Annotated in this window: 8 protein-coding genes; 3 read left to right on the forward strand and 5 right to left on the reverse strand. The window is 65.4% G+C overall.

What is annotated here, in order from left to right; all coding sequences use genetic code 11:
- Nucleotides 1-5: 5 nt before the first annotated feature.
- Nucleotides 6-1535, reverse strand: coding sequence for an alpha/beta hydrolase (locus IEW81_RS04715; protein WP_179691801.1), 1530 nt, complete (start codon nt 1533-1535; stop codon nt 6-8).
- Between the two features lie 209 nt (nt 1536-1744).
- On the opposite strand from IEW81_RS04715, the gene pulA reads away from it, so the two are divergent.
- Both pulA and IEW81_RS04725 read left to right on the forward strand, forming a co-directional pair.
- The gene (pulA, locus tag IEW81_RS04720) at nt 1745-7801 is read left to right on the forward strand and encodes a pullulanase-type alpha-1,6-glucosidase (protein WP_097060228.1); all 6057 of its coding nucleotides are present in this window, start codon (nt 1745-1747) and stop codon (nt 7799-7801) included.
- Between the two features lie 64 nt (nt 7802-7865).
- Nucleotides 7866-8258 carry a VOC family protein gene (locus IEW81_RS04725; protein ID WP_097060227.1) on the forward strand — a complete coding sequence of 131 codons (393 nt, stop codon included), beginning with the start codon at nt 7866-7868 and terminating at the stop codon, nt 8256-8258.
- 73 nt (nt 8259-8331) lie between these two features.
- On the opposite strand, the gene sucD is transcribed toward IEW81_RS04725, so the two are convergent.
- Nucleotides 8332-9222, reverse strand: coding sequence for a succinate--CoA ligase subunit alpha (gene sucD / locus IEW81_RS04730; RefSeq protein WP_097060226.1), 891 nt, complete (start codon nt 9220-9222; stop codon nt 8332-8334).
- A 13-nt stretch (nt 9223-9235) separates the two neighbouring features.
- A complete protein-coding gene (gene sucC / locus IEW81_RS04735; RefSeq protein ID WP_097060225.1) occupies nt 9236-10399 on the reverse strand; it encodes an ADP-forming succinate--CoA ligase subunit beta in 1164 nt (387 codons plus the stop codon).
- A 262-nt stretch (nt 10400-10661) separates the two neighbouring features.
- Between sucC and IEW81_RS04740 the strand changes: the two genes are divergently transcribed.
- On the forward strand, nt 10662-11453 hold the full coding sequence (locus tag IEW81_RS04740) for an oxygenase MpaB family protein (protein WP_097060224.1): 792 nt from the start codon (nt 10662-10664) through the stop codon (nt 11451-11453).
- 13 nt (nt 11454-11466) lie between these two features.
- On the opposite strand, the gene IEW81_RS04745 is transcribed toward IEW81_RS04740, so the two are convergent.
- Complete coding sequence (locus tag IEW81_RS04745; RefSeq protein WP_097060223.1) at nt 11467-12924, reverse strand: sodium/solute symporter; 1458 nt, start codon at nt 12922-12924, stop codon at nt 11467-11469.
- Nucleotides 12921-13223, reverse strand: coding sequence for a heavy metal transporter (locus IEW81_RS04750; RefSeq protein ID WP_229671242.1), 303 nt, complete (start codon nt 13221-13223; stop codon nt 12921-12923). Before IEW81_RS04750 ends, IEW81_RS04745 begins: the two co-directional genes overlap by 4 nt.
- Nucleotides 13224-13251: the final 28 nt, after the last annotated feature.

Here is a 13251-nt window from a genome sequence, read left to right on the forward strand (position 1 = left end):
ATCGACTAACACATCGGGTCTGCCGCCGGCACCGTCCCGTTCACGAAGTACTCGTCGACAACATCGTCGATGCATGCCACACCCTGGTTGTAGATCGTGTGGCCCTCACCCTTGTAGCTGATCAGCACCCCGCTCGATAGTTGTTGAGCCAGAGACACCGCCGACGCATACGGCGTGGCCGGGTCGTTGGTCGTTCCGATGACGAGGATGGGCGCTGCGCCCTCGGCCGTGAAACTCGAGGGGAGTTGCGCCCTGGGAAACGGCCAGTTCGTGCACGCGGTGTCGAGCACGGCGAAGTCGTCGTATGTGGCGTACTTGCCGAGGATGGGAGCGGCGACATCGATTTCGGCGATGCGGTCGAGAGTGGAGGCCGGGTCATCCACGAAATCTCCATCGACGCAGGTAGCGGCAACGTAGACCTCATACGAGTTGCTCTGGTACGAGCCGTCGGCGTTGCGCGAGTTGTAGCTGTCAGCGCTGGTGAAGGTGAGGCCAGGATCCCCCTCAGCGAGCGACGCGAACATTGCGGTCAGCTCGGGCCAGTAGCTCTCCGAATACAGGCTGGAGAGGATACCCGTTGCCAGGGTCGCCGAATCGAGCACGCGACCGTCGGCATTGGTGAACCCCTGGGCGTCCACGTTGTCGAGCGCTGAACGGGCCTGGGCGGCCGCGTCATCCACCGTCCCGCTGAAAAAGCAGTCGGTGCCGCTGAGGCAGTCGGCGAGGTAGGCCCTGAATGCGCTGTCGAAGCCGGCCATCTGGAACTTGAGGCTCTCGAAATCACTGACCAACGGATCCACGGCGCCATCGAGCACGAAGCGCCCGACCTTATCGGGGAAGAGTTCGGCATAGATCGTTCCGAAGTAGGTGCCATAGGAGTAGCCGAGGAAGTTCAGCTTGTCGTCGCCGAGCACCTCACGCAGCATGTCCATGTCTTTGGCATTGCTGGCGGTGTCGACATTGCCGAGCAGCTCGCCGGTGTTCTTCTCGCACGCGGCGGCGAACGACTGCTCTTCGGTGATCAGCTCATCGATCCAGCCCTGCGTGTTGTAGGCGTTGTCGTAGGTGCCGTAGAGGGTCTCATCGGTCTGTTTCGGATCGGTGTAGCACACCACCTGCGTCGACCGCCCGACACCACGGGGATCCCACCCGACGATGTCGAAGTTCTCCGCAACCGCTGCGGTAGCGGATGCCTCGCCGCTCTGGGACACGTAATCCCAGCCCGAACCACCTGGCCCGCCGGGGTTGAGCAGCAGGGAACCCTGCGCGGTGCCCGTGGCCGGATGCCTCACCAGCGCAAGATCGATGGCGCCGTCTGACGGGGCATCCCAGTCGATGGGAGCCTTCGCGGTGGCGCATTCGAGGCCGCCCTCGCAGTCGGTCCACTGCAGCACCTGTGAGTAGAAGCCGGCCTTATCGGTGGGGGTGGGGCCGGGAGCTGCGCTCGGCGACGGAGCCGGGGGAAGAAAAGTGCAGCCAGACAGCACAAGGGCCAGCGAGCACACGATAGCGAACGCTGCGCGATGTCGATTCACCGGTGACCCCTCAGAATATGTGCCGGGCACGTGCGTGGACGGCTGACAGCGAGGCTACCGTGAGGCCAGCAAGGCCGGCAAACCTCCTCCCCCCAGTCGGGGGTAGAACTGGATGTGCTGCAAACGCTTGCAGTCTGTCTGCCAACGGGGTACGGTCACGAATGTCGGCCTCTGCGCGCGGTAGAGAGCCACACCGTCGGGAGTCAAAGATGACACAGGGCCACGCCATCGCTCACCATTCAGCCATTCGGCTGGTTGCCATGATTTCGGCGGTGACCATCGCCGTCTCCGGCGTGCTCGTCGCACCCGGTGTTGCGGCGGCAGCCGAGCCCACCGTCGCCCTGGTCGGCAGCATCCAATCAGAACTGGGTTGCCCTGGTGACTGGGATCCGGCCTGCAACACGACCGATCTGGCACCGACGGGCACTGCTGGCGTGTGGTCGGCCGAGTTCACCGTGCCGGCAGGCACCTACGACTATAAAGTCGCGCTCAATGACACGTGGGACGAGGCGTACGGCCTCGACGGCGGCGGTGACAACATCCCTCTTACCGTGGGCGGCGACAGCACACTGCGGTTCACGTTCGACCTGGCGAAGAAAAGAGTCGGTCTCGAAGCGCTGGATGTTGCTGGTGCATACGGCGAAGAGGATGCCGCTCTCGTCAGGGACCCGATTCGACAGGCCGGCAGCGACGAGCAGTTCTACTTCGTGATGACCGATCGCTTCAAAGACGGCGACGCAACCAACAACACCGCTGCCCTGGGAAGCGACCCGATGGTGTCTGGCTTCGACGCGACGAAGAAGAGCTTCTATAACGGAGGCGACCTTGCGGGCCTGCGATCTCAACTCGACTACATCCAGGGCCTGGGAACCAGCGCGATCTGGCTTACGCCGTCGTTCCTGAACAATCCCGTGCAGGGCAGCGGCGAGAACGCTTCGGCGGGTTACCACGGCTACTGGATCACCGACTTCACCCAGATCGACCCCCACCTCGGCACGAATGCCGAGCTCGCAGCTCTTATCGACGACGCCCATGCCCGTGGCATGAAGGTCTATTTCGACATCATCACCAACCACACGGCCGACGTGATCGACTACGCGGAGAAGAAGTACAGCTACATCGACAAAACTGCGGCTCCGTACACCACCGCTGCGGGCGAGCCCTTCGACCCGGCGGATGTGGCGGGCAGCCCCGATTTTCCCGAGCTCGATGCGGCGACATCCTTCCCGTACACACCGACCCTCACCGCCGAGAATGCCGATCGCAAGGTTCCGGCCTGGCTGAACGACCCCACGCTGTACCACAACCGTGGCGACTCCACCTTCGAGGGTGAGAGCGTGCTCGACGGCGACTTCTCGGGCCTCGACGACCTGATGACCGAGAACCCGAAGGTCGTCGCTGGATTCGTTGACGTCTATAAGACCTGGGTGGATTTCGGCATCGACGGGTTTCGCATCGACACCGTCAAGCACGTGAACCTCGAGTTCTGGCAGTCATGGTCGACCGAGGTGCTCGACTATGCCACCGCACAGGGCAACCCGGACTTCTTCATGTTCGGGGAGGTCTACGACGCGAACGCCGCGAACACCTCGCCGTATGTGCGCAAGACCGATATGAACTCGGTGCTCGACTTCTCGTTCCAGTCGCAGGCGACCAGCTTCGCCGCGGGCAACAGCGCCAGGGGTCTCAGTTCATTGTTCGCCAGCGATGATCTATACACGACGCCGGATTCGAACGCCTACGCCCTGCCCACCTTCCTGGGCAACCACGACATGGGCCGCATCGGCTACTTCCTGAAGGACAGCGATGCGCCGCTGCAGCGTGACGAACTTGCGCACGAGCTCATGTACCTCACGCGTGGCCAGCCGGTGGTCTACTACGGCGATGAGCAGGGCTTCGCCGGTGCCGGCGGCGGCAACGACCAGAGCGCGCGACAGTCGCTGTTCGCCAGCAAGGTCGACGAATACACCAGCCAGCCCCTTATCACCGGCGAAATAGCAGGCTCGGTCGATCGCTTCGGGGTGGATGCCCCGCTCTACAGTCACATCGCCGCCCTGTCGACGCTGCGCAGCACCCGTCCCGCACTCGCGCAGGGCGCCCAGATCGAGCGTTACGCCGACTCGGGGGCAGGGGTCTACGCGTTCAGCCGGGTCGATCGCGTGGAAAGGATCGAGCACCTCGTCGCGCTCAACAACTCCGGTGCCGCCAGGACTGTCACCTTCGATTCGCTCACCGCCGGCGCCGCATACTCCGTGCTCTACGGCGCGGCGGAGGCCGCCACGACAGCGAACGCGGCAGGCGAGGTCACCATGACCGTTCCGGCGCTCAGCACAGTGGTGCTGCTGGCCGATCGCCCCGTGACTGCTCCGGATGCGGCATCCGCCATCACGGTCGATGTTCCTGCCGCGGGGGCGGGTCTCACGGGCGTGACTCCGGTCAGCGCCGATGTCGCCGATTCGACGTGGCAGGAGACGAGCTTCGCGTGGCGTGTTGTCGGTTCGAGTGAGTGGATCGCGCTCGGCACAGCAGAAGACACGAGCCCGCGAGTCTTCCACGACACGGCCGGGCTTGCTGCGGGCACGCTCGTCGAGTACCGCGCCATCGCCACGGATTCCGCAGGGCAGCGAGCGGCGGCATCCACCTTCGCCTCGATCGGCAACGCCGTGAATCTGGCGGAGACGGTCGACCCCGAGCCCGGGATCGACCTGGTGACCGTGCCGGGCAGCCACAATTCGGAGATGGGCTGCGCGGGCGACTGGCAGCCGGGCTGTGAGGCCGCAAAGCTCACGAAGCGCGCTGACGGAATCTACGCGGGCACCTTCGATATCCCGGCCGGCGACTACGAATTCAAGGTCGCCATCAACGGCACCTGGGACATCAACTACGGCGCCGGCGGTGTATCGCAGGGCGCAAACGTCGCCTATACCGCCCCCGGCGGCCCGGTGACCTTCTGGTTCGACCCGCGCACGAAGTTCTTCCAGAACTCGGCGCAGGGCGACATCATCGTCGCGGCCGGGTCGTTCCAGTCAGAATCCGGATGCCCGGGAGACTGGCAGCCCGATTGCCTCGCGACCTGGCTGCAGGATGCCGATGGTGACGGCGTCTTCACCTTCTCGACCACGACACTGCCGACCGGATCGTATGAGGCGAAGGTCGCGCATAACCTCGGCTGGGCCGAGAACTACGGCGCCGGTGGCGTGCGCGATGGCGCAAACATCCCGTTCTCGGCCACCGAAGGTAAAGGCACGCTCTTCAGTTACACGCTGGCAACCCACGTGCTCACAGTAGAGTCGGCCGACCCACCGCTGGCCGGCACCGGCGAGCAGCGAGCGCACTGGGTCTCGGAGGGCACACTGGCCTGGCCACGCGACCTGTTGCCCACCAACGCCGACCCGAAAGACCTGCGCTTCACGCTCTACTCGTCGGCCACCGCGGGGCTCACCGTTACCGACGGCGCGGTCACGGGTGGTGATGCGGTCGAGCTGACGTACGACCCAGCCGGCCTGTCCGATGCCGAGAAGGCACGGTTCCCGGCGCTCGCCAACTCCGTCGCCCTCAGGCCAGCCGCAGTCGATCGCGCCGCGGTCGAAGCCCTGCTCACCACCCAGCTCGCGGTCGCCCAGTTCGGGGTCGATGACGCTCTCGCGGCATTCACGGGTGTGCAGGTTCCCGGGGTGCTCGACGACCTGTATGCGGATGCCGCATCAGACCGCACGCTGGGCACATCATGGTCGAAGTCGAAGCCGTCGATGTCGCTCTGGGCACCCACCGCGCAGAAGGTGAACGCGCTCGTCTGGGTGGCGGGAGATGCTGCCGAGCCGACGCGGCTTGCTCTCGAGCGGCAGTCGGACGGTGCCTGGACCGCAACGGGGAAGAAGGGGTGGACGGGGGCGTCATACGCCTTCGAGGTCACGGTCTTCGCGCCGTCGATTGGAAAAATCGAGGTCAATACCGTGACCGATCCCTATTCGGTAGCGCTGACGGTGAACTCTGGGCGGTCGGTGTTCGTCGACCTCGCCGATAAGGAGTACCGGCCAAAAGTTTGGGAGAAGGCGGCGGCCCCTACGATCGAGAATGCGGTCGACCGCTCCATCTACGAGTTGCACGTGCGTGACTTCTCCATCTCAGACGAGACGGTCCCCGAGAACCTGCGCGGCACATACGGGGCATTTGGTGTCGATAGCGACGGAACCCGGCACCTCGCCGGGCTTGCGGATGCCGGTCTGAACACGGTGCATTTGCTCCCCACCTTCGACATTGCCACGATCGAAGAGAATCGGGCCGCCCAGGCGACACCGGACTGCGACCTGGCATCGTTCGGCCCGGCCTCGCCCGAGCAGCAGGCGTGCGTCCAGGCCGTCGCCGACACCGATGGCTTCAACTGGGGGTATGACCCGTACCATTTCTCGGTGCCCGAGGGGTCGTACGCCGCCGACCCGCAGGGTGGCGCACGCGTCGCGGAATTCCGCGGGATGGTCGGCGCGCTGCATAAGTCCGGCCTCCAGGTTGTGCTCGACGAGGTGTTCAACCACACCGCACAGAGTGGCCAGGGTGAGAAGTCGGTGCTCGACCAGGTCGTGCCGGGCTACTACCACCGGCTCAACGCGACCGGCGGGGTCGAGACATCCACCTGCTGCCAGAATGTGGCGACCGAGCACGACATGGCCGAAAAACTGATGGTCGACTCGGTGGTGCTCTGGGCACGTGAGTACAGGGTCGACGGATTCCGGTTCGACCTCATGGGCCATCACTCGAAGGCGAACATGATCGCTGTGCGCGAAGCCCTCGATGCGCTGACCCTGAAGAAAGACGGGGTCGACGGGAAGGCCATCTACCTCTACGGCGAAGGCTGGAACTTTGGTGAGGTGGCAGACAACGCGCTCTTCGAGCAGGCCACCCAGGGGCAGCTCGGCGGTACCGGAATCGGCACGTTCAACGACCGACTACGCGATGGCGTGCACGGCGGCAGCCCTGTCGACGGCAGCACGATCCAGCAGCAGGGTTTCGGCACGGGGTTGGGCACCGACCCCAATGGCGCGCCGATCAATGGAACGACGGAGGAGGCGCTCGCGCGACTCGCCCAGCAGACCGACCTCGTGCGTCTCGGGCTCACCGGCAACCTGAAAGACTTCAGCTTCGTGGCCTCCGATGGAACGCTCACGCGCGGCGAGGAGTTCGACTACAACGGACAGCCAGCCGGATATGCCGATCAGCCCGCCGAGACTATCAACTACGTGGATGCGCACGACAACGAGACGCTCTTCGACCTGCTGGCGCTGAAACTCCCTACCGATACCCCCATGGCCGATCGGGTGCGCATGAACACGCTCTCGCTTGCCACAGCGACGCTCTCGCAGGCGCCATCACTGTGGCATGCCGGCACCGACCTGTTGCGGTCGAAATCACTCGACCGCAACAGCTACAACTCCGGCGACTGGTTCAACCGCATCGACTGGAGCGGGCAGTCCAACAACTTCGGCGTGGGCCTGCCCACCGCAGCCGATAACGAGGACAACTGGCCGATCATGGTCCCGCTGCTTGACGATCCCGCACTGAAGCCGACCCCGGCAGACATCGCGACGGGCGCCGCGGCCGCACAGGACCTGCTGCGGCTCAAGCAATCGACCGAGCTGCTGCGACTCGGCGACGCGTCGGTGATCGCCCAGAAGCTCGCGTTCCCGGGCAGCGGTCCCGATGCGGCTCCCGGCGTCATCACCATGACTGTCGACGACGCTCTCGGTGCCGACGCAGATCCGGCGTTCGACGGGCTTGTCGTGGTCTTCAATGCGTCACCGGATGCCGCAACCCAGGTGATCACAGGGCTCAGCGGCCGCGACTTCGCACTTAGTGACATCCAGGCCTCCGGTCTCGACCCGATCGTGAAGCAGACCACCTGGGATGCCGCGACGGGAACCGTCACGGTGCCTGCCCGTACGGTGGCGGTGCTCACCGAAGCGGAGCAGCCGCAGCCGATCGCCAGTAGCGTCCGCGCCTCGGCGAGCCGGTTTCTCGCGAGCACCGACACTCGGGTTAGCTACACGGTTGTCGTCGAGGCCGACGGGGCGCGGCCGACGGGAATCGTGGAGGTGCTCGACGGCGGTGTGATCATCGCGACAGGCACTCTGGTGGCGAGCGACAGCGGTCGCATCCGGTTCACCCTTCCGAAGTTCGGTCGAGGGCTGCACTGGCTCACTGCGCGCTATGCCGGAACCGAGCTGATCCTGCCATCGACAACGAACGGGGCGTCGCCAGTCTTCGTCTGGTGATGATGGGCGCGTGTCTGTAGCGGGTCCTAAAGTGCTGGTATCACGCTAAAGGAGAGGCTGGATCATGGACTGGAAGATCGAACTCGTCTTTATCCCGGTCAGCGACATCGACCGGGCGCGCGACTTCTATGTGAACATCGGCTTCGTGCTCGACTGCGACCAGCAGGTAGAGGAGGGGCTGCGTTTCGTGCAGCTCACCCCTCCGGGCTCGGCGTGCTCCATCGCCCTGGGGGAAGGGATCACGGAGATGACACCGGGAACCCAGAACTCGATCCAGGTCGTCATTCCCAACGCCGACGACGCACTCGCCCACCTCAACTCGCAGGGGGTGGATGTGCACGGCGTCGATGAGCAGGCCTGGGGACGCTTCGTGCGCTTCAACGATCCGGACGGCAATACCTGGACGCTTCAGGAATTGCCTGACTATTCGAAAGACCCGTACGCTCCACAGAACTGACGTGTTAACGTCGGATGGCCCGCCGAAGCGGGCCATCCGGGGCTAAAAGACGATTGCAGCGCTGCGAGCTGTTCTACAGGGCCGCGAGCACCGCGCGCAGCAGGGTTGCGGTCTCGCTCGGCGTCTTGCCGACGCTAACACCGGCGGCCTCGAGGGCCTCCTTCTTGCCCTGGGCCGTGCCAGCGCCTGCGGAGACGATTGCTCCAGCGTGGCCCATCGTCTTACCCTCGGGGGCAGTGAAGCCCGCGACGTACGCGACGACCGGCTTGGTCAGGTTGGCCTTGATGTAGTCGGCTGCGCGCTCTTCGGCGTCGCCACCGATCTCGCCGATCATCACGATCGCCTTCGTTTCGGGGTCGGCCTCGAAGGCTTCGAGAGCGTCGATGTGGGTGGTGCCCACGATCGGGTCACCGCCGATGCCGATCGCGGTCGAGAACCCGAGGTCGCGCAGCTCGTACATCATTTGGTAGGTCAGGGTGCCCGACTTCGAGACGAGCCCGACCGGTCCCTTGCCCGTGATCGTGGCCGGGGTGATGCCGACGAGGGACTCCCCCGGGGTGATGATGCCGGGGCAGTTGGGCCCGATGATGCGGGTCTTGCCACCCTTGCTCTTGGCGAGAGCCCAGAATTCGGCGGAGTCCTGCACGGGGATTCCCTCGGTGATGACCACGACGAGCCCAATGCCCGCCTCGATGGCCTCGACCACGGCGTCCTTGGCGAAAGCGGGAGGGACGAACACGATCGAGACATCAGCGGATGTGGCATCCATCGCCTCGGCAACGGTGCCGAAGACGGGAAGCTCGATGCCGCCGTCGTGCACCACAGTGGTGCCGGCCTTGCGAGCGTTGACGCCACCGACGACCTGGGTGCCCGCCTTCAGCATGAGCGCCGTGTGCTTGGTGCCTTCACCGCCGGTGATGCCCTGCACGATGACCCTGGAATCCTTATTGAGGAAGATCGACATTATTCCGTTGCCCTTACTTCGAAGCCAGCTCGGCGGCCTTATCGGCGCCCTCGTCCATAGTGTCCGCCAGAGTGACCAGCGGGTTGCCTGCTGCGGTCAGGATGGCTCGGCCCTCGTCGACCTTATTGCCATCCAGTCGCACGACCAGCGGTTTGGTTGCGGTGTCACCCAGAACCTTGAGCGCACCGACGATGCCGTTCGCGACAGCGTCACACGCGGTGATGCCGCCGAAAACGTTCACGAACACGCTCTTCACCTGCGGGTCGCCGAGGATGACGTCGAGGCCGGCGGCCATGACCTCAGCGGATGCCCCGCCACCGATGTCGAGGAAGTTGGCGGGTCGCACGCCGCCGTGCTTCTCGCCCGCGTAGCTGACCACATCGAGGGTGGACATGACGAGCCCCGCCCCGTTGCCGATGATTCCGACCTCGCCGTCGAGCTTGACGTAGTTGAGGCCGGCAGCCTTCGCCTTGGCCTCGAGCGGATCCGCCGCCGCTGCATCCTCGAGCGCCTCGTGGTTGGGGTGACGGAACTCGGCGTTCTCGTCGAGGGTGACCTTGCCGTCGAGGGCCAGGATCTGGCCGTCTTCGGTCAGTACCAGCGGGTTGACCTCGACGAGGGTCGCATCCTCACCCTTGAAGACGTCGTAGAGCTTGACGAGCACAGGCGCGACCTTGTCGGCCAGCTCGGTATCGAAGCCACCCGCGAGGGCGATCTCGGTCGCCTTTGCGAGGTCGATGCCGTCGAGGGGGTTGACCTCGATTTTCGCGAGAGCATCTGGACGCTCAACCGCGAGTTCCTCGATCTCCATACCGCCCTCGACGCTGCACAGCGAGAGGTACGAACGGTTGGCCCGGTCGAGCAGCACGGAGAAGTAGAACTCCTGTGCGATGCGAGCGCCTGCTGCGACCATGACGCGATTGACAGTCAGCCCCTTGATCTCGAGGCCGAGAATGGCCTCGGCGGCGGTGGCGGCATCCTCAGGATTATGCACGACCTTGACGCCGCCGGCCTTGCCGCGACCTCCGGCCTTCACCTGCGCCTTGACGACGACGGTGCCGCCGATCTTCTCGGCCGCCGCCCTTGCCTCGGCCGGGGTGTCGGCAATGATGCCGGCAAGTACAGGCACTCCATAGGCTTCGAAAAGGTCCCGAGCCTGGTACTCGAAAAGGTCCACGTAACTCTCGCAATCGCGCGTCGGTTTCAGTTGAAAGGCACGTGCTCTCTGCCGAACTAACTCGACATCAAGACACTTTGGCCAAGCACCAGACTACTCACTCTGCTGCACCGCTGCGTTCGTGGTTCCTCTGAGCGGGCCTAAAGTTCTGCAGAACTTTCGGGAGGCGGGTCCTGCGCGCGCCCGCAGCAGGTGTCCGAGGGGTTTGCGTTTCGCGAGACGGGGTGCCGCGTCGCGGGTACCGGCGCGGCAGAATGGTGAGATGCCAGCAGCCCAGCCGTCACCGCTGCGGATTACGGATGTCTCGGCCGAAGCCCTGCTGCTGGCCGGCGGTGCCCGCGCCATCCTGTTGCAGCTCGCGAACCCCGGAGTCGGGCACGGCGTTGCCGCGCACAGCGACTTCGCGAACCGGCCTCTCGATCGCCTTCACGGCACCCTCACCTATCTCTATGTGATCGTCTATGGCACCCCGGATGAAGCGCGCAGGGTCGCGAAGATGGTGGGCGCCGCCCACGCACCCGTGCGCTCCGAACCGGGCGACGCCGTGCAATACGACGCGCGCGACGACCAGCTGCAGCTCTGGGTGGCTGCCACCCTCTACGACACCGCGATGTGCGTGCGAGAACTCGTCTTCGGTGCACTGTCAGCAGCTGACGCCGAGTCGCTGCTCGCGGACTACTCGGTGATCGCGACCGCACTCGGGGTTCCGCGGTCGGTGTGGCCCGAGAATCCTGCGTCTTTCGCGCGCTACTGGGCCGACGCCGAGGCCGCACTTCGGGTGGACGACGTCGCCAGGCGTGTTGCCGATGAGTTGCTTCATCCATCGACAGCGCCATGGTGGATGCACGCCGCCATGCCCGCGGTGAGGCTGTTCACCGCGGGACTCCTCACCCCCGCGCTGCGCGAAGCGTTCGGCCTCGACTTCAACGAGCGCCGGTACAGACGTCTCGTGAGATTCACGCGCACCGTCTATCCGCGCCTCCCGCAGTGGATTCGGCATGCCCCGAGTCGTCGGTACCTGGCCACCTTCAGGAGGAGCGCGGAGTTGGCCTGATCGCCCGGCCGGGTCATCGTTCCGGCGCGTGCAACCGCAGGAAGAATCGATCGACGTGATGCGAATGGTGCCGGCGCCTGCCCAGCGACACGAGCACGGTGGTGGCCGTCGCCAGAGGAATGATCCACGCGGCCGGCTGGGCTAGGGCGGCTTCCAGGATCGGATCGCTGACCGAGCCGAAGGCCGTCACGACGAGTGCGAGGGTCACGGATCCGCTGCCGGTGAGCATCCCGGCAATCGCACCGTGCGCCGTGAGCCCCCGCCACCACACCCCCAGCAACAGCACCGGTGACAGGCTCGACGCGGCGACCAGGAAGACGAGCCCGACGCTCGAGGTCAACCCGTTCGGCACCGTCACGAAGGTGAACAGCAACGGCACGACGACGCTGGCGAGAGCCGAGATCCTGAAGGCGCGCACACCGCCGCCGAGCACCTCCTGGCTGACGACGCCCGCGATGGAGACGACGAGACCGGATGCCGTGGCGATGAACGCGGCAAACGCGCCGGCGATGATCAGCGCGGTCAACAGCTGCCCGCCGACGCCGGGGATGAGTCGGGACGGCAGCAGCAGCACCACCGAGTCGGCGGTTGCCGGGCTCGCGAGGTCACCGGCGAAGCGACGGGCGATGAGCCCCATCGTGCTCGACACCATGTAGAACACACTGATCATCACGATGACGATGACGGTCGTACGCCGAGCCGAGCCACCGGTCGGGCTCGTATAGAAACGCACAAGCACGTGCGGCAGGCCCATCGTGCCGAGCAGCAGGGCCAGAAGCAGCGACACGGTGCGGTAGACGTCCTGGTTCGCGGGGCCCGCCTCGACGGGAAACACGACGGTGGGGTCGATGCTGCCTTCGGAGCCGGAGGTGACGATGAGCAGGAACACCACGGGCACCGTCAGTGCAGTGAGCTTGAGCCAGTAGTGGAAACCCTGCACGAAGGTGATCGAACGCATCCCTCCCGCGGCGACGATGACGGCGACGAGCACCGCGACCCCCACCGCGCCGACCCACGGGGGCAGCCCGAGCACCACATTGATCGCGAGGGCTGCACCATGGAACTGCGGCACGATGTACAGCCATGCGATGAGCACCACGAGCACGCTCGTGAGTCGCCGCACACCCGCAGAGTCGAGTCGTGCGTCGAAGAAGTCGGGAATCGTGCGGGCCCCGCTGCGGCGTAACGGTGCCGCCACGAACAGCAACAGGGCGAGATATCCGGCGCTGTAGCCGATCGGGAACCAGAACGCGCTGCTGCCCGCCAGGAGGATGAGGCCCGCGAGACCCAAAAACGTGGCCGCGGAGAGATACTCGCCACTGATGGCCGAGGCATTCCACCACGGTCGAACCGTGCGGGACGCGACCAGGAAATCGTCAGTGGTGCGGGAGATCCGCAAACCGAAGAATCCGATGATGACCGTGGCCAGCACGACGAAGGCGATGGCCGCCACCGACAGCACGGGGTTCACCGGCGCGGCTCGAGGCTGCGATAGCGCTGTTCGTTCCTGCGCGCCGCGCGCACGTACACGAGTGCGAACAGCACCACGAGTGGGTACATCCCGTATGCCTGCAGCGCCCACGACCACGGCACGCCGAAGACCGTCTCCGATTGCAGCACCGGGATGGTGGCGATGGCGATGGAGGCCGCGGCGAGAGTAACGACGAAACCGGTCGCCAGGGTGATCGCCAGCCTGAGCTGGGCGCGGATGAGCGTGCCGAGATACACCGCGCTGGCGTCAGTGATCCCCGGATCGACTCCAGGGCCCATCGGCCGACCGGCCGTGGTGGGCCGCGCC

Origin of the sequence: Salinibacterium xinjiangense (assembly GCF_014645015.1) — a bacterium.
Classification (GTDB): Bacteria; Actinomycetota; Actinomycetes; order Actinomycetales; family Microbacteriaceae; genus Rhodoglobus; species Rhodoglobus xinjiangensis.